At 69.7% G+C, this 21,235-nt stretch carries 22 protein-coding genes, 1 pseudogene and 1 riboswitch; of the genes and pseudogenes, 15 read left to right on the top strand and 8 right to left on the bottom strand.

Features of this window, described 5'->3' with window-relative positions; all coding sequences use genetic code 11:
• A complete protein-coding gene (locus tag ACPYIS_RS01785) occupies positions 1-498 on the bottom strand; it encodes a chemotaxis protein CheW (protein WP_299020074.1) in 498 nt (165 codons plus the stop codon).
• A gap of 306 nt (positions 499-804) precedes the next feature.
• Between ACPYIS_RS01785 and ACPYIS_RS01790 the strand changes: the two genes are divergently transcribed.
• Positions 805-1,275, top strand: coding sequence for a hypothetical protein (locus ACPYIS_RS01790; protein WP_299020072.1), 471 nt, complete (start codon positions 805-807; stop codon positions 1,273-1,275).
• Between the two features lie 7 nt (positions 1,276-1,282).
• Here ACPYIS_RS01790 and ACPYIS_RS01795 read toward each other — a convergent pair whose 3' ends face one another.
• Positions 1,283-1,828 carry an adenine phosphoribosyltransferase gene (locus ACPYIS_RS01795; RefSeq protein ID WP_299020070.1) on the bottom strand — a complete coding sequence of 182 codons (546 nt, stop codon included), beginning with the start codon at positions 1,826-1,828 and terminating at the stop codon, positions 1,283-1,285.
• 10 nt (positions 1,829-1,838) lie between these two features.
• Complete coding sequence (locus ACPYIS_RS01800) at positions 1,839-3,827, bottom strand: monovalent cation:proton antiporter-2 (CPA2) family protein (RefSeq protein WP_424895169.1); 1,989 nt, start codon at positions 3,825-3,827, stop codon at positions 1,839-1,841.
• A 52-nt stretch (positions 3,828-3,879) separates the two neighbouring features.
• Here ACPYIS_RS01800 and ACPYIS_RS01805 point away from each other — a divergent pair, with 52 nt between their 5' ends.
• The 3 genes from ACPYIS_RS01805 to lptC are packed head-to-tail and all read left to right on the top strand — an operon-like array spanning position 3,880 to position 6,121.
• A complete protein-coding gene (locus tag ACPYIS_RS01805; RefSeq protein ID WP_424858635.1) occupies positions 3,880-4,890 on the top strand; it encodes a KpsF/GutQ family sugar-phosphate isomerase in 1,011 nt (336 codons plus the stop codon).
• Positions 4,890-5,438: a KdsC family phosphatase gene (locus ACPYIS_RS01810; RefSeq protein WP_424858634.1), complete on the top strand. Its 549-nt coding sequence runs from the start codon at positions 4,890-4,892 to the stop codon at positions 5,436-5,438. The genes ACPYIS_RS01805 and ACPYIS_RS01810 overlap by 1 nt, the downstream gene beginning before the upstream one ends.
• Positions 5,435-6,121, top strand: coding sequence for an LPS export ABC transporter periplasmic protein LptC (gene lptC / locus ACPYIS_RS01815; protein ID WP_424858633.1), 687 nt, complete (start codon positions 5,435-5,437; stop codon positions 6,119-6,121). The genes ACPYIS_RS01810 and lptC overlap by 4 nt, the downstream gene beginning before the upstream one ends.
• On the opposite strand, the gene ACPYIS_RS01820 is transcribed toward lptC, so the two are convergent.
• Positions 6,115-6,492 carry an RNA recognition motif domain-containing protein gene (locus ACPYIS_RS01820; RefSeq protein WP_299022167.1) on the bottom strand — a complete coding sequence of 126 codons (378 nt, stop codon included), beginning with the start codon at positions 6,490-6,492 and terminating at the stop codon, positions 6,115-6,117. The two genes, lptC and ACPYIS_RS01820, sit on opposite strands and share 7 nt — an antisense overlap.
• Positions 6,493-6,742: 250 nt before the next feature.
• Positions 6,743-6,819: riboswitch (SAM riboswitch) on the top strand.
• A 49-nt stretch (positions 6,820-6,868) separates the two neighbouring features.
• Between ACPYIS_RS01820 and metX the strand changes: the two genes are divergently transcribed.
• Positions 6,869-8,062: a homoserine O-succinyltransferase MetX gene (gene metX / locus ACPYIS_RS01825; RefSeq protein WP_424858632.1), complete on the top strand. Its 1,194-nt coding sequence runs from the start codon at positions 6,869-6,871 to the stop codon at positions 8,060-8,062.
• A gap of 3 nt (positions 8,063-8,065) precedes the next feature.
• Complete coding sequence (gene metW / locus ACPYIS_RS01830) at positions 8,066-8,650, top strand: methionine biosynthesis protein MetW (RefSeq protein ID WP_424858631.1); 585 nt, start codon at positions 8,066-8,068, stop codon at positions 8,648-8,650.
• A 51-nt stretch (positions 8,651-8,701) separates the two neighbouring features.
• Here metW and ACPYIS_RS01835 read toward each other — a convergent pair whose 3' ends face one another.
• Positions 8,702-10,021 (bottom strand): aspartate aminotransferase family protein, encoded by a 1,320-nt coding sequence (locus tag ACPYIS_RS01835; protein WP_424895237.1) that lies wholly within the window; start codon positions 10,019-10,021, stop codon positions 8,702-8,704.
• A 143-nt stretch (positions 10,022-10,164) separates the two neighbouring features.
• Here ACPYIS_RS01835 and ACPYIS_RS01840 point away from each other — a divergent pair, with 143 nt between their 5' ends.
• The 8 genes from ACPYIS_RS01840 (at position 10,165) to cobA (ending at position 17,259) form a co-directional block, all read left to right on the top strand.
• Positions 10,165-10,638: a sirohydrochlorin chelatase gene (locus ACPYIS_RS01840; protein WP_424895168.1), complete on the top strand. Its 474-nt coding sequence runs from the start codon at positions 10,165-10,167 to the stop codon at positions 10,636-10,638.
• Positions 10,635-10,925 (top strand): nucleotidyltransferase family protein, encoded by a 291-nt coding sequence (locus ACPYIS_RS01845; protein ID WP_425973794.1) that lies wholly within the window; start codon positions 10,635-10,637, stop codon positions 10,923-10,925. The genes ACPYIS_RS01840 and ACPYIS_RS01845 overlap by 4 nt, the downstream gene beginning before the upstream one ends.
• Before the next feature lie 249 nt (positions 10,926-11,174).
• The gene (locus tag ACPYIS_RS01850) at positions 11,175-12,911 is read left to right on the top strand and encodes a nitrite/sulfite reductase (RefSeq protein WP_424895167.1); all 1,737 of its coding nucleotides are present in this window, start codon (positions 11,175-11,177) and stop codon (positions 12,909-12,911) included.
• A gap of 2 nt (positions 12,912-12,913) precedes the next feature.
• Positions 12,914-13,405, top strand: a complete 492-nt coding sequence (locus ACPYIS_RS01855) for a DUF934 domain-containing protein (RefSeq protein WP_424895166.1) — start codon at positions 12,914-12,916, stop codon at positions 13,403-13,405.
• On the top strand, positions 13,398-14,204 hold the full coding sequence (locus tag ACPYIS_RS01860; RefSeq protein ID WP_299019925.1) for a phosphoadenylyl-sulfate reductase: 807 nt from the start codon (positions 13,398-13,400) through the stop codon (positions 14,202-14,204). Before ACPYIS_RS01855 ends, ACPYIS_RS01860 begins: the two co-directional genes overlap by 8 nt.
• The gene (cysD, locus tag ACPYIS_RS01865) at positions 14,201-15,160 is read left to right on the top strand and encodes a sulfate adenylyltransferase subunit CysD (protein WP_424895165.1); all 960 of its coding nucleotides are present in this window, start codon (positions 14,201-14,203) and stop codon (positions 15,158-15,160) included. The genes ACPYIS_RS01860 and cysD overlap by 4 nt, the downstream gene beginning before the upstream one ends.
• Position 15,161: 1 nt before the next feature.
• Positions 15,162-16,454 carry a sulfate adenylyltransferase subunit 1 gene (locus ACPYIS_RS01870; RefSeq protein WP_425973797.1) on the top strand — a complete coding sequence of 431 codons (1,293 nt, stop codon included), beginning with the start codon at positions 15,162-15,164 and terminating at the stop codon, positions 16,452-16,454.
• Between the two features lies 1 nt (position 16,455).
• Positions 16,456-17,259: a uroporphyrinogen-III C-methyltransferase gene (gene cobA, locus ACPYIS_RS01875; protein ID WP_299021561.1), complete on the top strand. Its 804-nt coding sequence runs from the start codon at positions 16,456-16,458 to the stop codon at positions 17,257-17,259.
• Here the strand turns inward: cobA and ACPYIS_RS01880 are convergent.
• Positions 17,205-18,740 (bottom strand): AMP-binding protein, encoded by a 1,536-nt coding sequence (locus tag ACPYIS_RS01880; RefSeq protein ID WP_424858627.1) that lies wholly within the window; start codon positions 18,738-18,740, stop codon positions 17,205-17,207. The two genes, cobA and ACPYIS_RS01880, sit on opposite strands and share 55 nt — an antisense overlap.
• Positions 18,741-18,855: 115 nt before the next feature.
• Between ACPYIS_RS01880 and ACPYIS_RS01885 the strand changes: the two are divergent.
• Positions 18,856-19,032: pseudogene (locus tag ACPYIS_RS01885) on the top strand (PAS domain-containing protein); the annotation flags it as partial.
• Between the two features lie 122 nt (positions 19,033-19,154).
• Here ACPYIS_RS01885 and ACPYIS_RS01890 read toward each other — a convergent pair.
• Both ACPYIS_RS01890 and cysW read right to left on the bottom strand, forming a co-directional pair.
• A complete protein-coding gene (locus ACPYIS_RS01890) occupies positions 19,155-20,258 on the bottom strand; it encodes a sulfate/molybdate ABC transporter ATP-binding protein (protein ID WP_424895164.1) in 1,104 nt (367 codons plus the stop codon).
• A complete protein-coding gene (gene cysW / locus ACPYIS_RS01895; RefSeq protein ID WP_424895163.1) occupies positions 20,255-21,235 on the bottom strand; it encodes a sulfate ABC transporter permease subunit CysW in 981 nt (326 codons plus the stop codon). Before cysW ends, ACPYIS_RS01890 begins: the two co-directional genes overlap by 4 nt.

Below are 21,235 nucleotides of genomic sequence, written 5' to 3' on the forward strand. Positions count from 1 at the left end.
TCAGGCGTCGGTCAGCCCCATGTCGGGGTGCGTGACCAGCGCCTCGATGTCCATGACGATGAGCATGCGCTCGTTGACGGTGGCAATGCCGGTGATGAAGGCGGTGTCCACGGTGCCAGAGGCCATCTCGGGGGCGGAGCGGATCTGCTCGCGCGCGAGTTCGATCACGTCGGAGACCGAGTCCACCACCACGCCCACCACGCGCCCTTTGACGTTGAGCACGATGACCACGGTGAGGTTGTTGTAGTCGACCCGCTCGCAGCCGAGCTTGATGCGCAGATCGACCACCGGCACGATGACGCCGCGCAGATTGACCACACCCAGGATGTGCGAGGGCGCATTGGCGATGCGGGTGGGTGGCTCGAAGGAACGGATTTCCTGCACACGCAGGATGTCGATACCGTACTCTTCCGCCCCCAAGCGGAAGGTCAGAAACTCGGCATGGGTGCGTGCCGACGCATCGACACCGGCAGCAGTCGGAGTGGCAACAGCGGACATGAGGACTCCTCACGGACAGGGAGACGGCCCACCCGGGCGCGCCGCGCACACGCCCGTGACCCGTCCCGGAAAAAGGATGGCAGGCGCACAGTATCGGCCAAAAATGCCCTGTTTGGCCATCGGAAAAACGCGCAAAGGCACGCCACGTGGTGCAAACACCCGAAAAGCCGACACAATGCCGCACTGGCGCATGCCCCGGGCCCACCCGTTCGCGTACGAACCGTCCATCGTCCACCGCCCATGCCACCCTCACCACCACGCCCTGCCCGCCGCGCGCCCGCCGCGCCTAGCCCTGACCCTGCTGCGGTGGGCAGCTGGTCATCGTGGTGGCGGCGCTGGTGGGACCGCGCCACCGGCCGCAGTCGTGCCCGGGCCGAACCCGCCCACGCCCCGCGGCGTGACCCGCCCAGCGCCGATGGCGACGCCGCCGCGGCAGCGTCCCGCCTGCGCCGGCGCCAGCGGGAACGGGTGGCGCTGCTGGTGCGCGAGGTGATGCTGCGGCACGGCGTGCTGTCCGGCCGCTACCGCGTGCGCGTGTTGTCGCTGGACCGCGAAGGCCAACAGCACCTGGTCTTGATCGACTGGCTGCCTCAGCCGGCCAGCATGGCGGCAGGACCGGCACCGCACCCGACGCGCCTGGAAGCGCAGGTCCGTGACGATGCCCTGCAGCTGCTCGGGCTGCAGGTGCGCGCGGTGTACTGGCGTGGCGACCCACCTGCCACCCAGCGCCCGCGACCCGACGCCCGCCGGCCCGATGGGGAGCACAGCGGGGCGTGAGCGCGGTTCAGTGCCCCTCGAAGCTGACCAGCGTGAACAGCGGCAGTCCGGCGGCCTGTAGGCGCTCGAGGCCGCCCAGCTCGGGCAGAGCGACGATGGCCGCCCCTTCCATCACGGTGGCACCGAGTTTTTCGAGCAGTTTTTTGCCCGCCATCATGGTGCCGCCGGTGGCGATCAGGTCGTCGATCAGCAGCACCCGGTCGCCCGCGCGCACGGCGTCGGTGTGCAGCTCGACGGTGGCGCTGCCGTACTCCAGCTCGTACGTTTCTTCGACGGTGGTGAAGGGCAGCTTGCCTTTTTTTCGGATTGGCACGAAGCCCACGCCCAGCTCGTAGGCCAGCACCGAGCCGATGATGAAGCCACGCGCATCGAGCCCGGCCACCACGTCGGGGCGCAGGTGCCGGTCCATATAGCGGTGCACGAAGGTGTCGATGAGCACGCGAAAGACTTTGGGATCCTGCAGCAGCGGCGTGATGTCGCGAAACTGCACGCCGGGCGCCGGCCAGTCGGGGACGGTGCGGATGTGGGCTTTGAGGTAGGCGGAGGTATCCATGGCAGCGCGATTATCCCGCCAGTAGCTTGGCTTCGGCCAGCGTCAGCGGCTCGGGCGGCCCGTACAGCACGATGGCGTCGCCGCCCTGCAGGAGCAGGCCGTCGTCCGGTGCGACGCGGCGGCCGTCGGCACGACGTACGCTCACCACGGTCACGCCCATGGCGTGTAGCCCCAAGTCGCCCAGTGCGCGCCCGATGGTGGGGCCGCCCGCGGGCAGCACCACGGTACGCAGGCGCGCTTGCTGGCGCTCGTCCTCGGTCTCGTCGTCGTCGCCGCCGTGAAAGTAACCGCGCAACAGGTCGTAGCGCGCGGCGCGTTGCTCCTGCACCAGCCGCACCACGCGCCGCAGCGGCACGCCCACCAGCGCCAGTGCATGGCTGGCCAGCATCAGGCTGGCCTCCAACGTCTCGGGCACCACTTCAGTGGCACCCGCGGCACGCAGGCGGGCCAGATCGGCGTCGTCCACGGTGCGCACCACCACCGGCACCGCCGGGGCGTGTTCGCGCACGTGGTGCAGCACCTTGAGCGCGCTGGGCGTGTCCAGATAAGTCACGGCCACCGCGCAGGCACGCGCCAGCCCAGCGGCCATGAGCGCTTCCAGCCGCGCGGCGTCGCCAAACACCACCGAGTGGCCGGCAGCTGCCGCCTGGCGCACGCGGTCCGGGTCCAGGTCCAGCGCCATGTAGGGGATGCCCTCCTGCTCCAGCAGCCGTGCCAGGTTTTGCCCGCAGCGCCCGTAGCCGCAGATGATGACGTGCTGGTCCGCCGCGATGGCTTTGCGAGCGATCTGCGTCATCTGTACCGACTGCATCAGCCAGTCGCTGCCCACCAGACGGCCGACGATGGCGTTGCTGTGCTCGATGATGAACGGCGTCAGCAGCATCGAGATGACCATCGACGCCAGCGTGGGGTTGAACAGCGCCGGCGGAATGAGCCCGTTTTGGTTGGCCAACTGCAGCAGCACCAGGCCAAATTCGCCCGCCTGCATCAAATACAGACCCACGCGCAGCGCGGTGCCCGCCGGGGCGCCCAACGCGTGCGTCAGCAACGTGATGAGCCCGAGCTTGAAGACCAGCGACAGGCTCAGCAGCAACAGCACCAGCGGCCAGCGCTCGACGACGATGCGCCAGTCCAGCATCATGCCGATGGTGATGAAAAACAGCCCCAGCAACACGTCGTGGAAAGGGCGGATGTCGGACTCGACCTGGTGGCGGTATTCGGTCTCCGCGATCAGCATGCCCGCCACGAACGCGCCCAGCGCCAGCGACAGCCCGGCGTGCTCGGTCAGCCAGGCCATGCCCAGCGTGATCAGCAACAGGTTGAGCATGAACAGCTCTTGGCTTTTGCGGCGCGCCACCAGCGTCAGCCACCAGCGCATCAGGCGCTGCCCGCCGGTCAGCAGCAGGGCCAACAGGGCGGCCGCCTTGGCCAGTGCGATCAGCAGCGCGCCCGCCAGGTCTTCGCTGGGTGCGGCCAGCGCCGGGATGAGCACCAGCAGCGGCACCACCGCCAGGTCTTGAAACAGCAAGATACCGACCACGCGACGGCCGTGCTCGGACTCCAGCTCGAGCCGGTCGGCCATGAGCTTGACGACGATGGCCGTGCTGCTCATGGCCATGATGCCCCCCATGGCGAGCGCCGTCTGCCATTCGAACGCCCACCAGTCGCCCAACAGCCAGCCCAGTGCCAACGACGCGCCGGTGGTCAATACCACCGTCAGCACCACCTGCGCCGTGCCCAGCCCGAAGACGAAGCGCTTCATCGCGCGCAGCTTGGGCAAGCTGAACTCCAGCCCGATGGCAAACATCAGAAACACCACCCCGAACTCGGCCAGATAGCGCAATCCGGCCGAGTTTTGTGCCAGCGCCAGCGCATGGGGTCCGATGACCACCCCCACGGCCAAGTAGCCGATCATCGCAGGCAGCCGCAGCAACCGGCACACCACCACCCCCAGCACAGCGGCCAGCAGGTACAGCAGGGTGAGGTCGAGCGCGTTCATGGCCCGATCTTAAGGGCGCAAGGGGTGGCGGCGTTGCCGGATAATCGCACGCATGACCGCCAACGCGACGACTGCCCCCGCAGACCTCGACGGTGCCGCGCTGCTGGCGCTGGCGCGTGCGGCGCTGCAGACCGAAATCGACGGCCTGCAAGCCATGGCCGCGCGGCTGGACGAGCGCTTCGTGCAGGCCGTGACCACGCTGCTGCGTTGCCGTGGGCGCGTGGTCGTCACTGGCATGGGCAAGAGCGGCCATGTGGGCCGCAAGATCGCGGCGACACTGGCGTCGACGGGAACGCCCGCCATGTTCGTGCACCCGGCCGAGGCCAGCCACGGCGACCTGGGCATGATCACGCCCACCGATGCGGTATTGGCCATCAGCAACTCCGGCGAGAGTGACGAGCTCACCGCCATCTTGCCACTGATCAAACGCATGGGGGTGCCGTTGGTGGCCATGACCGGACGGGCCGACTCCAGCCTGGGACGGCACGCGGACGTCATCCTGGACACGGGCGTGGCGCGCGAGGCGTGCCCGCACAACCTGGCCCCCACCGCCAGCACCACGGCGCAAATGGCCATGGGCGACGCGCTGGCCGTGGCGTTGCTGAGCGCGCGCGGGTTTCAGCCGGACGACTTTGCCCGCTCGCACCCGGGCGGCGCGCTCGGGCGCCGCCTGCTGACGCTGGTGCGCGACGTCATGCGGCCGCTGGAGGCGACACCGCGCGTGCCGCCCAGCGCCACCCTGATCGAGACCATGCGCGCGATGAGCGCGGGCGGGCTGGGCGCGACCGCCGTCGTGGACGAGCATGGCGTGGCGATCGGCATCTTCACCGACGGTGACCTGCGCCGCCTGATCGAGCGGCGCGAGAGCGCCGACCTGCGCAGCCTGCGGGTGGGTGACGTCATGCACCCGCAGCCGCGTACCGTACGGCCGCAGATGCTGGCCGTGGAAGCGGCCGAGCTGATGGAAACCCACCGCATCACCAGCGTGCTGGTGGTTGACGAGGCAGGACGACTGGTGGGCGCCTTGAACCACCACGACCTGATGCGCGCCAAGGTGATCTGATGACACGACCGGTGCTGACCTTTGCACCCGAGATCCTGCTGCGCGCGCAGGACGTGCGGGTGGCGTTCTTCGACGTCGATGGCGTGCTGACCGACGGTGGCCTGTACTACGACGCCGAGGGTGAGGTGCTCAAGCGCTTCTCCAGCCTGGACGGCCATGGTCTGAAGCTGCTGCGCCGCGCCGGCATCGAGCCTGCCGTCGTCACCGGGCGCGACTCGCCCGCCTTGCGCAAGCGGCTGGACGCGCTGGGCGTGCGCCACGTGCGCTACGGCACCGAAGACAAAGGACCCGCGGCGCAAGCGATACTGGAGGAACTGGGGCTGACCTGGTCGCAAGCGGCCGCCATTGGCGATGACTGGCCCGATTTGCCGGTACTGACACGCTGTGCCTTTGCCGCCGCGCCCCCCACGGCGCACGCGGAGGTGCGCGCGCGCGTGCACCACGTCACCGGAGCTGCGGCCGGGCATGGGGCCGCGCGTGAGTTTTGTGACCTGCTGCTGGTGGCCACGGGCCACTACGCAAGCTTGTTGGCCGAAACCCTGCCATGACCCCACGGTCGGCATCGCCCCCGCTGCAGGCCCCGCGTTGGCATGGCGTCTGGGATCGCCTGTCGCTGTACCTGCCCGTCGCGTTGATGGGTGCCCTGGCCGTGATCACCTATGGCGTGGTGCGGCAATTGCCGCCACCCACCGCCCTGGGAGAGACGCCACTGGCGGCTGGCCAGCCCGACTACCGGTTGGAACACTTCACCCTGCGCCGCTACACCGCCGACGGCACACTGGAGACCGTACTGCGCGGCACCACGTTGGAACACGTCCCCGCCGCCCAAACCCTCACGGTCAAGCAGGCGCAACTGGAGCGACTCTCGCGCGAAGAGGGCACCCGTCTGCACGCCAGTGCCCACATGCTGCAAACCGACGACGACCGCACCCGCTATTTTTTGCAGGGAGACGTGCGTGTGGTGCGCGAACCGTGGCGGGACCCCGTGGGCACGGGCGCCAAACGAAATGCCACGCCGCGCCTGACCCTGGAGGGCCAGACGCTGACGTGGCATACCCAGCAACGGCTGCTGGAATCCGATCAACCGGTGCTCGTCACACGAAGCACTGCGCGCGGCACCGACGTCCTGCGGGGCGACCGGATGCGCTACGACGAGCGCGCCGGCGTGGCCGAGCTGGACGGCCAAGTGCGCGCCACGCTGGCGGCGCACACTGGCAGCAGCGGTCAGTAGCCGCCGCGATCGTCTCGGCGGCGCGGGCCACCGTAGGGGCTGCGGAACTGGCCATCGCCACCGCCGTAGCCGCCCCCATCCCGGCGGCCGCCGCCGAAGCCGCCGCTGCGCGGGGGACGCGCCTCCATCGGGCGCGCCTCGTTGACGACGAGGTTGCGACCGCCCATGGACTGCCCGTTCATGCCAGAGATGGCCGCTTGCGCCTCGGCATCGCTGCCCATCTCGACGAAGCCAAACCCCTTGGAGCGGCCGGTGTCGCGCTCCATCATGACCTTGGCGCTGGCCACCTGACCGTACTGGCTGAAGGCTTGCTCGAGATCGCCGTCGCGCACGGAATACGGAAGATTGCCGACGTACAACTTGTTGCCCATTTGAGGGACTCCTGAGAACACACTGAGAGAGAACGAAAAGCGACGGAGCCCCGACGGCACACAAGACAACTGCAGCACGCGAAACCAACCGATCACCCGACTGGCGAGCGTCGCGGACACTCGCCACCCCCATTATGCGCTGTGTCAAGGGTTTTGGGGCGGGTTTTCGACGATCGGCGACCTCCAACACCGCGTCGATGCGCCAGAAACAACACCTCAACCACGCACGGCAACCCATGGTTGCCGCTATACTGCGCGCTGCGCCGATTTGAGTCCCGCTTGCGGGCGCGTAACAAATACCGCTAAAGAGGAAGGTCCGGCCGCCGCGCCGGGCCCGCAAGCCCTCGGTCACGGCGCAACAACCGGAATCCAGACCGTGATCGTTACCCCCCAACGCCACACGTTTACCGAGCCGCTCGCGCTGCGCAGTGGCGCTGTGCTGCCGTCGTTCGAGCTCGCCTACGAGACCTATGGCACCCTGTCGCCAGACCGCGACAACGCGGTACTGATTTGCCACGCACTCAACGCCAGCCACCACGTGGCCGGCCAGTACGCCGACGAGCACGGACAACCCATCCCAAAGAGCGAAGGCTGGTGGCACAACATGGTGGGGCCGGGCAAGCCAGTGGACACCGACCGGTTTTTCGTCATCGGGGTCAACAACATCGGCTCGTGCTTCGGCTCCACCGGCCCCACGCACGTCAACCCTACCACGGGGCAGCCGTGGGGAGCCGACTTTCCCGTCGTCACCGTGGAGGACTGGGTCGACGCCCAGGCACGGCTGCTGGATGCGCTGGGCATCGACCGGCTGGCCGCCGTCATGGGCGGCAGCCTGGGCGGCATGCAGGCGCTGTCGTGGACGCTGCAATACCCGGAGCGGGTGCGCCACGCCATCATCGTCGCCAGCGCCCCCAACCTGACGGCCGAAAACATCGCCTTCAACGAGGTGGCGCGGCGCGCCATCGTCACCGACCCCGATTTCCACGGCGGTCACTACCTGCGCCACGGCACCAAACCGCGGCGCGGCCTGCGCATCGCGCGCATGATCGGGCACATCACGTACCTCAGCGACGACCTCATGAACGAGAAGTTCGGCCGCCGCCTGCGCCCACTGGCCGAGGCGCTGCGCGCGGGTGACGTGGAGGCGGCGCAGCGGCTGGCCTACCGCTACACCACGCAGGAGGTGGAGTTCGAGATCGAAAGCTACCTGCGCTACCAGGGCGACAAGTTCAGCGAATACTTTGACGCCAACACCTATCTGCTGATCACGCGCGCGCTGGACTACTTCGACCCGGCACGCGACTTCGAGGGCGACTTGAGTGCGGCACTGGCGCGCGCGCGCGCCGACTTTTTGCTGGTGTCATTCAGCACCGACTGGCGCTTTTCCCCCGCGCGCAGCCGCGAGATCGTCAAGGCGCTGCTGGACAACCGGCGACCGGTGAGCTACGCCGAAATCGACGCGCCCCACGGACACGACGCCTTTTTGCTGGATGACGCGCGCTACCACGCTGCCGTGCGGGCGTATTTTCAGCACCGCGTGGACAGTCGCCGTGCCGCCGCGGGAGTCTGAGCCATGAGCGATCGACTGACCCAAGACCTCATCGCCAGCCTGGTGCCACCGGGGGCGCGCGTGCTCGACCTCGGCTGCGGCAACGGCGCGCTGTTGGCCCATTTGCGCGAGACGCGCGGCTGCACGGGCTACGGCATCGAAATCGACGATGCGCACGTGCTGGCCTGTCTCAAGCGCGGGCTGGACGTGCTGCAGTTCAACCTGGAAGAAGGGCTGTCGACGTTCGCCGACGACAGCTTCGACGTGGTGCTGCAGATCGACACGCTGCCACACCTGCGCAACGTCGAAACCATGCTGCGCGAAACCGCACGCGTGGGGCGCAGCGCGATCGTGGCCTTTCCCAACTTTGCGCACTGGCCCAACCGGTTGCGCGTGCTGGCCGGGCGCATGCCGGTGACCAAGCGCCTGCCCTACGAGTGGTACGACACACCCAACATTCGCGTCGGCACCTTTGCCGACTTCGAGGTGTTGGCACGCCGCCTGGGCCTGCACATCGAGGACGCCTTCGGCCTGGAAGACGGGCGGGTGGTGCGCACCCTGCCCAACCTGTTGGCCAGCACGGCCGTCTTCAAGCTGACCAAGCGCTGAGGGGGTGCCCGATAAAACCGGGCGCCAGGCAGCGGCCGCGCCCGCCGCGGTTCAGGCTAGCTCGCGCAGCGTCTCGCCCAGCGCATCGATCAGGCGCTGGATCTCCGCCTCGGTGCTGATGAACGGCGGCGCGAGCTGCACGGTATCGCCGCCATAGCGCACGTAAAAGCCTTTGGCCCACATGCGCATGGCGACCTCGAACGGGCGCTTGAGCGGCTCGCCCGGCATCGGCGCCAGCGTCAGACCGGCAGCGAGCCCCACGTTGCGGATATCGGTCAGGTGCGGGCTGGCCCCGCGCAGGCCGTGCACCGCATCCTCGAACATGGGGGCAAGCGCCCGCACCCGCGCCAGTGCCTCGTCGCGCTCGAGCAGGTGCAGCGACGCCAAGCCGGCCGCGCACGCCACCGGGTGCGCCGAATAGGTGTAGCCGTGTGGAAATTCGAGCGCGTACTCGGGCCCACCCGCGGCCATGAAGGTGTCGTAAATGTCTTGCCGCACCACCACGCCACCGAGCGGCTGCACGCCGTTGGTGACCTGCTTGGCGAAGTTGAGGATATCGGGCGTAACGCCGAAGGCCTCGGCGCCGGTCCAGGCGCCGCAGCGGCCAAAGCCGGTGATGACCTCATCGAAAATCAGCAAAATGTCGTGCGCGGTGCAAATCTCGCGCAGGCGCTGCAGATAGCCCTGCGGTGGCACCACCACCCCGGCCGAGCCCGAAAACGGCTCGACGATCACCGCGGCGATGGTGGAGGCGTCGTGCAACTCGATCAGGCGCAGCAGCTCGTCGGCCAGCGCCGCGCCGGGATAGCGCCCACCGCCGTCTGCGGGCGGCTGCCCGCGAAAGAAACTGCCTGCGGGCGGCTGCGTGTGCGGCAGGTGGTCCGCCTCCACCCCTTGACCGAACAGCTTGCGGTTGCCCACGATGCCGCCGACCGAAATGCCGCCGAAGTTGACGCCGTGGTAGCCCTTGGCCCGGCCGATCAAGCGCGTTTTGCTGGCCTGCCCACGGGCGCGCCAGTAGGCACGCGCGATCTTGAGCGAGGTGTCGGCCGACTCCGACCCCGAACCGGTAAAAAACACCCGGTTCAGCCCCGCGGGCATGTGCGCGACGATGCGATGGGCCAGCTCGAACGACAGCGGATGCCCGAATTGAAACGCGGGCGAGTAGTCCAGCGTCGCGACCTGACGGCTGACGGCCTGCACGATCTCGCGCCGTCCATGGCCCAGCCCCGTACACCACAGGCCCGACAGGCCATCGAACACGCGCCGCCCGTCGGTATCGATCAGATAGGCGCCCTCGGCGGCGACGATGAGGCGCGGGTCGGCCTTGAACTGGCGGTTGCCGGTAAACGGCATCCAGTGCGCAGCCATCCAGTCGGCCCCGCCCGGGCGCACCTCAGCGCTGGTGGGGATGGTGTCGGCATCGATGGTACCGAGGTACGGCGGCGGGGTCAAATCCATGGCAGGCTCCAGCAACGTCAGACTATGCCATTATGCGCGCCATGCACGCCACCATGGAACCATTGCCCGTCACGTCGGGCGCACCATCCGCCCCGGGGTTGATCGTGCTCGCGCACGGCGCGCGCGACCCCGCCTGGGCGGCGCCGTTCGAGCGCGTCGCGGCTCTGGTGCGCCAGGCGCGGCCGCAGTGGGCGGTGACCCTGGCCTACCTGGAGTTCATGGCGCCCGACCTGCTGGGCGCGGGCGCGCAAATGGCCGCCGCCGGTTGTCGGCACGTCACCATCCTGCCCGCCTTTCTGGGCGCCGGCGGCCACGTGCGCAAGGACGTACCGCGCCTGCTGGCCGAACTGCATGCGCGCCACCCCGCGGTGCACTGGCACCTGGCGGCAGCCGTGGGCGAGCACCCGCTGCTGGTGCAGGCGATGGTGGAGATTGCCTTGGGCCATGGCACACTCAGCCAGACGCACCAGGATGGGGCGACCCCACCGCCAGCAGGCGTATGGGGTGTCAAGGAACATCCGGTATGAGGCGCGAAACGGTAACCCGACTGCTGGCGCAAGCCAAACCCGAACTCCAGCGACGCTTCGGGGTGACGCGACTGACACTGTTTGGCTCGACGGCGCGCGACAGCGCTCGGACAGACAGTGACGTGGATGTGCTCGTCTCGTTCGATGGGCCAGCGACGGCTCAACGGTTTTTCGGCGTGCATTTTTTTTTGGAAGACCTGCTCGGGTGCGCAGTGGATCTGGTGACGGACAAGGCGCTGCGCCCGGAGCTCAAACCCTTCATCGAGGACGAGGCGATCGATGTCTGAGCGATCCTGGCACCTTTACTTGGATGACATGATCTGCTTCGCCACGAAAGTGCTGACGTATACCGAAGGGCTCGATCAGGCAGCCTTCACGACCAACGCACTCCATTACGATGCTGATCCACCCACGGGACCGCGCTGGCGACCCTGCGCTATATGCGCTCGGGTTATAGACATAAAACGATGTTTTCGTTTGTTCTTTCATAACCATGCGGCAGAATGACGGCATCGACGAACCCGTGATGCCCGTTCATGTACCGCTACAGCGACTTCGACCGCCACTTCATCCGCCAGCGTGCCGCGCAGTTTCGGAACCAGCTCGAACGCCACCTGCGCGGCGAGCTCAGCGACGACGATTTCCGCCCCCTGCGGCTGCAAAACGGCTGGTACATCCAACGCCACGCCCCCATGCTGCGCGTGGCCATTCCCTATGGCGAGGTCAGCAGCCGCCAGCTGCGCACACTGGCGCGCGTGGCGCGCGAGTTCGACCGCGTGACGACGGGCCCGTTTGCCGGGCAGGGCGGTGTGGGCCATTTCACCACGCGGCAAAACATCCAGTTCAACTGGATCCCGCTGGCGCGTGCCGCCGACGTGATGGACGCGCTGGCCGAGGCCGACTTGCACGGCATCCAGACCAGCGGCAACTGCATCCGCAACATCACTACCGACGCGCTGGCCGGGATCGCCCCCGACGAGGAAGTGGATCCGCGCCCCTACTGCGAGCTGCTGCGCCAGTGGAGCACGTTGCACCCGGAGTTCGCGTTTTTGCCGCGCAAGTTCAAGATCGCCGTCACCGGGGCGCCCAACGACCGCGCCGCGATCGCGTGGCACGACATCGGCTTGCAGCTGCACCGCAATGCGCAGGGGCAGGTGGGTTTTCGCGTGCGCGTAGGCGGCGGCATGGGCCGAACGCCGATGATCGGCCCGGTCATCGCCGACTTCGTGCCGTGGTCCGAGATCGTGCGCTACCTGGAAGCCATCGTGCGCGTCTACAACGCCTACGGCCGGCGCGACAACCTGTACAAAGCGCGCATCAAAATCCTGGTCAAGGCACAAGGGCAGGCGTTCATCGATGCGGTACAGGCCGAGTTCGAGGCCCTGCAGCGCGACGACACGCTGGGGGCGGCGCTGCGCCTGTCCGACGCCGCACTGGCGCGCGTACAAGCGATGTTCGAGCCGCCCCGCGAGTGGTTGGCGACTGCCGCGCACACGGACGCGACGCCTCCCCCGACCGATACGGCCTGGCGGCGCTGGCGCGATCGTCAGGTGCAGGCCACCCGCTGGCCCGGCGTGGTGGCAGTGACGCTGTCGCTCAAGCGCCCGGGGCAAGCCCCCGGCGACGTGACGGACGCGCAACTGGACGCCGCAGCCGACCTGGCCGAACGCTTCAGCGCGGGCGAAGCGCGCGTGACACACGAGCAAAACCTGCTGCTGCCCTGGGTGCGGGAAGTCGACCTACCTGCGCTGTGGCAGGCCGCACGCGCGGCCGGCATGGCGTCGCCCAACCGCGGCACGCTGGCAGACCTGATCGCCTGCCCTGGCGGTGACCTGTGCGCACTGGCCAACGCGCGCACCACGCCACTGGCGCTGCAGGTGCTGCAGCGCTACCAGGACCCGGAAGAACTGGAGGCATTGGGCGATCTGGCGCTGCATGTCAGCGGCTGCATGAACTCGTGCGGGCACCACCACAGCGGGCACATCGGCGTGCTGGGCGTGGACAAGGACGGCAGCGAGTGGTACCAGCTCACGCTGGGCGGCTCGGATGGCCAGACCGCCCACGGGCCGGCGCGCCCGGGCCGTGTGGTGGGGCCTGCGTTCGCTGCGGACGAGATCGGCGACGCGCTGCAGGCGGTGCTCGACACCTACCTGGACGCACGACAGCCCGGCGAGCGCTTCATCGACACCTTGCAACGCGTGGGGCTCGCGCCATTTCGCGCGGCGACCGACGCGGTGCGCCGCAGCACTGCCATCGAATCCGTGGAGGCTTGATCATGCCCACCGACGCCCGATTGCACATCGTCGACCCTGCACACGACCCGTGGCGCGTAGCAGACCCACGGGAAACAGCCCCGGCCCCGCAACCTGGGTTGCTACTCAGCGGCGAGCAATGGCTGGCAGTGCGGCAGGACTGGCCCGCCGAGCTGCCCGTCGGCGTGCGCTGGCCCAACGACCAGCCCGTGGACGTGCTGGTGCCCGATCTGCCGCGGTTGGATCTGATCGCGCTGCACTTTCCGAAGTGGACCGATGGGCGCGCCTACACCCAGGCCCGCCTGCTGCGTGCGCGCTGGGGCTACCGTGGAACGCTGCGCGCCACCGGCGACGTCACGCCCGACCAGGCCTTGCTGCTGTGGCGCTGCGGTTTTTGCTCGCTACAGCTACGCCCTGGCTTGCCGCCCGAGGCCGCCCAGCGCGCGCTCGCCTGGTTCGACGCGTTTTATCAGCCCGATGTGCGGCATCCCCAGTCGGAGCTGGCCCATGGCTGAGCGGCGTATCCCGGAAATCGTCATCGAGCCACCGCTGCCTGGGCGGGCCATCAGCCTGTACGCCCGCGCCCGCGCCGAGTATCCGGCGTTGGTAGAAGCGACCGTACAGCGCCTGCGCGAGGCGGCAGCCGACCACCCGGGGCGTATCGTGCAGGCCACCAGCCTGGGCGCCGAGGACATGGTGCTGACCGACCTCATCGCGCGGCACGGCATCGCGATCGATGTCGCGATGATCGACACCGGCCGCCTGCACCCCGAGACGCTGGCGTTGCGCGCCCGCGCTGAGGCGCACTGGGGCATACGCATCGCCGTCTTCGGCCCCGAGCCAGCGAAGGTGGCGGACTTCGAGCGCCAGCACGGACCGTGGCCGATGTACGACAGCGTCGCCCTGCGCCACACCTGCTGCGGGTTGCGCAAGGTCGAGCCCTTGCAACGGCTGCTGGCCGGGCGCAGCGCCTGGGTCACCGGCCTGCGGCGCGCGCAATCCGCCCACCGCGCCGACGTGCCCCTGCGCGCCCCGGACGAGGCCGGCCGTGTGAAATACAACCCGTTGGCAGACTGGCAATGGGCCGACGTCTGGCACCACATCGCCACCCATGGCGTGCCCTACAACCCGCTGCACGACGCATTCATGCCCAGCATTGGCTGTGCGCCGTGCACGCGCCCCATCGCCGTGGGCGAAGACTTCCGCGCCGGCCGTTGGTGGTGGGAAGACGACACCCGCCGCGAGTGTGGCCTGCACGTCCCCACGGCCAACACCCCTTCCCGCTCGACCTCCTTGAGCCCGATCCAACCATGACCGCAGCCCTGCCCCCCCAAACCCACTTGCCCGATATCGACTGGCGGCATCTCGACGCGCTGGAGGAAGAGTCGATCTTCATCCTGCGCGAAGCGGTGGGCGCGTTCGAGCGCCCTGCGCTGCTGTTTTCTGGTGGCAAAGACTCGTGCGTGGTATTGCACCTGGCGCGCAAGGCCTTCCAGCAGCGGCAGACCGATGGCTCGTGGAGCGGACGGCTGCCCCTGCCACTGCTGCACATCGACACCGGCCACAACTTTCCGGAAGTGATCGCGTTTCGCGATGAACTGGTGCAGCGCCACGGCGACGCCTTGATCGTCGGTCACGTGGAGGACTCCATCCGCCGCGGCACCGTGCGACTGGCCGATCCGCTGGCCTCGCGCAACGCGCACCAGAGCGTCACGCTGCTGGAGACGATCGAGGCGCACCGCTTCGACGTGCTGATCGGCGGTGCGCGCCGCGACGAGGAGAAGGCCCGCGCCAAGGAACGCATCTTCTCGCACCGCGACGCCTTCGGGCAGTGGCAGCCCAAGGCGCAACGCCCCGAGCTGTGGACGTTGTTCAACACCCGGCTGCAGCCGGGCGAGCACATGCGCGCCTTCCCGATCAGCAACTGGACCGAGCTGGATGTGTGGGCCTACATCGCGCGCGAGGACATCGCGCTGCCGGCGCTGTACTGGGCGCACGAGCGCCCGGTGGTGCGCCGCCAGGGCCTGCTGGTGCCGGTCACGCCGGTCACGCCGCCGCGTGCGGGCGAGGCGGTGGAGACCGTGCGCGTGCGCTTCCGCACCGTGGGCGACATGACCTGCACTTGCCCGGTCGAGAGCACGGCCGCCAGCGCCGAGGCCATCGTGGCCGAGACGCTGCGCGCCGAGATCAGCGAACGCGGCGCCACCCGGGTGGACGACCGCACCAGCGAAGCCGCGATGGAGCGGCGCAAGCGCGAGGGGTACTTCTGAGATGGACGACGCAATCGCAACCCGCCACGCCACGGCCCGCCACGCGGCGCTGCGCTTCCTGACCGCCGGCAGCGTGGACGACGGCAAGAGCACCCTGATCGGCCGCCTGCTCTACGACAGCCGGGCGCTGCTGGCCGACCAGGTGGACGCCCTGCGGCGGCACGGCCGCGGCGGCGGTGCGCTGGACCTGTCGCTGCTGACCGACGGGCTGGAGGCCGAGCGCGAACAAGGCATCACCATCGACGTCGCGTATCGCTACTTTGCGACCCCACGGCGCAAGTTCATCATCGCCGACGCGCCGGGCCACGAGCAGTACACGCGCAACATGGTCACGGCCGCCGCCGGCAGCCATGCGGCGGTGGTGCTGGTCGATGTCACCAAGCTGGACCTGTCACGCCGCCCCGTCGAGTTGCTCCCGCAAACGCGCCGCCACGCGCTGCTGGCGCACCGGCTGGGTGTGCCGCATTTGGTGTTCGCGGTCAACAAGATCGACGCCGTGTCGGACGCCGGCGCCGCGTACGCCGCCGTGCGTGCGGCACTGGAGACCTTTGCGCAACGCGCTGGGCTCTCCCCCGTCGGTATCGTGCCGGTGTCGGCGCTGCGGGGCGACAACGTCATCTCACCCGCGCCGGTGGGTGGCTATGACGGACCGACGCTGCTGGCGTTGCTGGAATCGCTGCCCGTGCCGATACCCGCCGCCGAGGCACCGTGGCGCCTGCCCGTGCAATGGGTAGCGCGCAGCGGGGACGGCACCGGACACCAACCCCGCGTGTACTGGGGGCGGCTGGCCACCGGCACGGTGCGCGTCGGCGATGCGGTGACGGTCTTTCCGTCCGGCGAGACGGCCCGGGTCACGGACATCCGGCACCACGCCGGTGCCGCCATCGCCGTGGGCGAGGCCGGTCAGTCGATTGGCCTGGTGCTGGATCGCGCGCTCGACATCTCGCGCGGGGATTGGCTGGGCGCACCGTCGGCCCTGCAGGGGCAGCGGCGCTTCCACGCCACCGCAGCGTGGCTGGACACCGATCCCACCGCCATCGGGCGCCGCTACTGGCTGCGCCACGGCCACCGTTGGGTGCAAGGCCGCATCGCGGCCATCGAGCACCGACTCGACATCGATACGCTGGAGCCGGTGGATGCCGCGCAGCTGGGCGTCAACGACCTGGGCCGCGTGGTGGTCGAGGTGGCCGAACCCTTGCCACTGTCGCCGTTCGGCGACAGTGTGCAGACCGGCGCGTTGATCGTGGTCGATCCGGCCACGCACCGCACCAGCGGCGCGCTGTTGGTGGATTGACATGGCAACCGTCGCCTTCATCGGCGCCGGACCGGGCGCGGCCGATCTGATCACCGTGCGCGGCGCGCGCCTGCTGGCCGAGGCCGAGGTGGTGCTGGCCGACGCGCTGACCGACCCCACCCTGCGCGAATGGGCGCCACGGGCGCGCTGGATCGACGTCGGCAAGCGCGGCTTCGACCGCGCCACCGGACAGGAGGTGATCCACGCTCTGCTGCTGCACCACGCCGCGACGAGCCGACGCGTGGTGCGCCTCAAGGGCGGCGATCCGAGCGTCTTCGGGCGGCTGGAGGAGGAGCTGGCCGCCGTGCGTGCGGCCGGCCACACGGCCGTGGTGGTGCCCGGCGTGACCGCAGCACTGGCCGCCGCTGCCGACGCGCAACGCCCGCTGACCCGGCGCGGGCGCGGGCGCAGCGTGGCGCTGACCACGGCCATGACGCGCGAGCACGACCTGGCCGCCGGCCGCCACGCCGACACCGAGGTGTTCTACATGGCGGGCAGACAGCTGGCGGGCCTGGCGCGGCAGCTGGCGGCCGCGGGCTGGCCGGCGACGACGCCGGTGGCGGTGGTTTCGCGCGCCGGCTGGCCGGACGCGATCCACAGCCAGCACACCCTGGAGACCTTGCCGCGGGCCAGCGTGCTGCACAGCGGGCGGCCAACCGTCGTGCTGGTCGGGGTGGGGGCGGACGATCCTGCCGCCACCTCCGCCTCAATGGGCCGTCCAGCCGCCGTCGATGGGGATGGCGGCCCCGGTCAGGTCGGCGGCCGCAGCCGGGCGCGCAGCTCGGTCTTGAGCACCTTGCCGTAGTGGTTCTTGGGCAGGGCCTCGACGAACACGTAGCGCTTGGGCCGCTTGAAGCGCGCGATGTGCGCCAGGCAGTGCACGTCCAGGGTCTCGGCGCTCACCGCGGCGCCGGGCCGGGGGACGACGAACGCAACCACCACCTCGCCCCACTCCGGGTCCGGGGCGCCGACCACCGCGACCTCGGCCACGCCGGGGGCGGTCAGCAGCACCTCTTCGACTTCGCGCGGGTAGATGTTGGAGCCACCGCTGATGAGCAGGTCCTTGCTGCGGTCCTTCAGCGTCAGGAAGCCGTCGGCATCCAGTGCCCCGATGTCGCCGGTCCACAGCCAGCCGTCGCGCAGCGCCGCGGCGGTCGCCGCGGGGTTGCGCCAGTAGCCGGCCATCACCGTGTCGCCGCGCACCAGCACCTCGCCCGGCTCGCCCCAGGGCAGGTCGCGGCCCTGCGCGTCGGCCACGCGCACCTGCACCGGCGTCTGCGCCACCCCCACCGACGCCAACCGCTCGCGGTAGCGCGGGTGCGCCGTGTCGGTCAGGTGCCGCCGCGACAAGGCCGTGGCCACCATGGGCGTCTCGCCCTGCCCGTAGATCTGCACGAAACGCGGCCCCATGATGCGCAGCGCGTGCTCGATATCGGCCACGTACATCGGCGCGCCGCCGTAGACGATGGTCTTGAAGGCGACCGCGCAGTCCTCGGGCGTCAGCCCTGCGGCCTGCGCGTGGTCCACCAGGCGCTTGACGATGGTGGGAGCCGCGAACGTCGACAGCGGCCCCAGCGCCCGGCCCAGCGCGAACAGCTCGGCGGGGTCGACACCGCCCGAGGCGGGCACCACGTGGCGCGCGCCGGCCATCACATGCGGGATCGCATATAACCCGCACCCGTGCGACATCGGCGCGGCGTAGACGATGGCGTCGCCGGCATCCACCGCATCGACGTCGACGAAGTACGTCAATCCCATCGTCATCAGGTTGCGCTGCGTCAGCATCACCCCCTTGGGCCGCCCCGTCGTCCCGCTGGTGTAGAACAGCCAGGCCAAATCGTCGGGCGCGCGCTCCACCGGCGGGTGCGCCGTCCAGTCATCCAGGGGCGCGAGCAGGTCGTCCGCCTCGGGCGACTCGATGTCCACCTGCCGCTCCAGACCGCGCAGCGCGGTCGGTGCCACGTCCGCCGTGACGAAGCCCCAGCGGGTGCGGGCGTCGTCGGCGATCCACTCGACCTCGCTCGGGTGCAGCTTGGCGTTGACCGGCACCACGGCCAGCCCCGCCCACCAGGCGCCCCAAAGGACTTCGAGGTAGCGCGGATGGTTGCGCATGAAGACCAGCACGCGCTCGCCCGGCTGCAGGCCGCCCTGGCGCAGGCGGTGGGCCAGTCCCGCGGCGCGGGCGGCCCACTCGGCGTGGCAGGCCCAGGGGTGGGGGCCGTGGAAGATGGCGGGGCGGTCACCGGCCACGCGAGCCTGGCGGACCAGCAGTTGCGCAAGGTGCATTGGAGGTCTCCTGGAACAGGGCCGCGCCACCGACGTGCGGCGCAGTCGACGTCGGACGTGACCTTAGTGCCGGCCCCGGTGGCTGACAATACGGTATGAATACCGTGTGCCCGTCATGCCCTCCTGTGCCGATGTCCCGTCGGCGGAGGGCTTCGACTGGTCGCCGGTCGCGCTGTGCGTGACACGGCGGCACGTCGTCGTGGCTTGCAACCGCGCGTTCGCCGAGCTGTTCGGCTACGACCCGCAGGCCCTGATCGGCCACTCCATCGCCATGCTCTACCCGTCGCGCGCGCAATTCCGGCGCATCGGCAGCGGGGCTGCCCGACCCTGCGACAGGGACGCCACTGCGCCAACGAGCGGCTCACGCGGCGCGGTGATCGCGCAGCCGGCGGCCGGCCGCACCAGCAAGGAGAATCAGACGGGCGCGGGCGAGGCCTCATCGGTGCGCAGGAACACGCGCGCCGTGCGGGGCGCCACGCGCACGGTGTCGCCCTCACGCAGGCCCAGGGCGGCCCAGCGTTCGGCCGGCACGTGGGCCTCCAGCACGGCAGGAACGGCACCACCGTCGGCTGGGGCCAGCGGCCGCAGTTCCAGCCGGGCCAGTGGGCCCACCACCAGGACGCGCTCCAGGCGCGCCGGCAGGCCTGTGCCATCGGCCAGCGGCGCGACGTCCAGCTCGTGCGGGCGCACATAGGCCAGGGCCTGGGCGTCGCGCGCGTCGGCATGTTCGGGCAGGTCCAGCGTCACACCGTCGCCCAGGTGCACCAGGCCCTCATGGACACGGCCGTGGAACAGGTTGACGTCGCCCAGGAAGCCGACCACGAAGGGGCTGGCCGGCTGCTCCCAGACCTGCTGCGGACTGCCCACCTGCTCGATGCGGCCGTGGTTCATCAGCACCACGCGGTCGGCCACCTCCAGCGCCTCCTCCTGGTCGTGGGTGACGAAGATGCTCGTCACGTGCAGCTCGTCGTGCAGCCGGCGCAGCCAGCGGCGCAGTTCCTTGCGCACCTTGGCGTCCAGCGCGCCGAAGGGCTCGTCCAACAACAGCACCTTGGGCTCGACCGCCAGCGCGCGCGCGAGCGCGATGCGCTGGCGCTGCCCACCCGAGAGCTGCGCCGGGTAGCGGTCCGCCAGCCAGTCCAGCTGCACCAGCTGCAGCAGCGACATCACCTTGTCGCGGATCTGGCGCTCCGAGGGGCGCTGGCTGCGCGGCTTCATGCGCAGGCCGAAGGCGACGTTGTCGAACACCGACATGTGGCGAAACAGCGCGTAGTGCTGGAACACGAAGCCCACGTTGCGCTCGCGCACGTGGCGGTCGGTGGCGTCCTCGCCCTCGAAACGGATGGCACCGGCATCGGGCGACTCCAGCCCGGCGATGATGCGCAGCAGCGTCGTCTTGCCGCAGCCCGACGGCCCCAGCAGGGCGACGAGCTCGCCCGAGTCGATGTGCAGGTTGACGTCGTCGAGCGCGACGAAATGACCGAAACGCTTGCTGATGCGCTGGACTTCGATGCTCATGCGCGGACTCCGGAAAGCGGGGAGGAAACGGGGAGCGCAGCGGCCCTGGTGGCGGGACGCCAGGCGTCGCCTGCGGTCTGCGGCCCGGCGCTGGGCCGCTCGGGCGGCAGATCGGCCAGCGCGCGCCACTCGCGCTGCATGCGCCACTCGGCCACGGTCTTGATGACCAGCGTGACGAGCGCCAGCAGGGCCAGCAGCGACGCCACGGCGAAGGCCGCCACCGACTGGTACTCGTTGTAGAGAATCTCCACGTGCAGCGGAATGGTGTTGGTCAGCCCGCGGATGTGACCGGAGACGACCGAGACCGCCCCAAACTCGCCCATGGCGCGCGCGTTGCACAGGATCACGCCGTACAGCAAGCCCCAGCGGATGTTGGGCAAGGTCACGTGCCAGAAGGTCTGCCAGCCGTTGGCGCCCAGCACCATGGCGGCCTGCTCCTCTTCGTTGCCCTGGGCCTGCATCAAAGGGATCAGCTCGCGCGCCACGAAGGGAAACGTCACGAACACGGTGGCCAGCACGATACCCGGCACGGCGAAGATGATCTGAATGTCGCGCGCGGCCAACCACGGTCCGAGCCACCCCTGCGCCCCAAAGACGAGCACGTACAGCAAGCCCGCCACCACCGGAGAGACCGAAAACGGCAGGTCGATCAGCGTCGTCAACAGCGCCTTGCCGCGAAACTCGAACTTGGCGATCGCCCACGCCGCGGCGACGCCGAACACCAGGTTGAGCGGGACCGCAATCGCAGCCGTCAGCAGCGTCAGCCGCACGGCAGCCCAGGCGTCGGGCTCCTGCAAGGCGCTCCAGTAGGCATCCCAGCCCTTGCGCAGCGCCTCGGCAAACACGGCCAGCAGCGGCAGCACCAGGAACAGGGCCATGAAGCCCAGCGCCAGCACCGTCAGCGTCCAGCGCACCCAGGGCGCCTCGGTGGTCTGGGGGCCGCGCGCCCCGACGCGAGTGGAGGTCGGGATTCCCAT

Source organism: Tepidimonas sp. HKU78 (assembly GCF_049860815.1).
In the GTDB taxonomy this organism is placed as follows: domain Bacteria; phylum Pseudomonadota; class Gammaproteobacteria; order Burkholderiales; family Burkholderiaceae_C; genus Tepidimonas.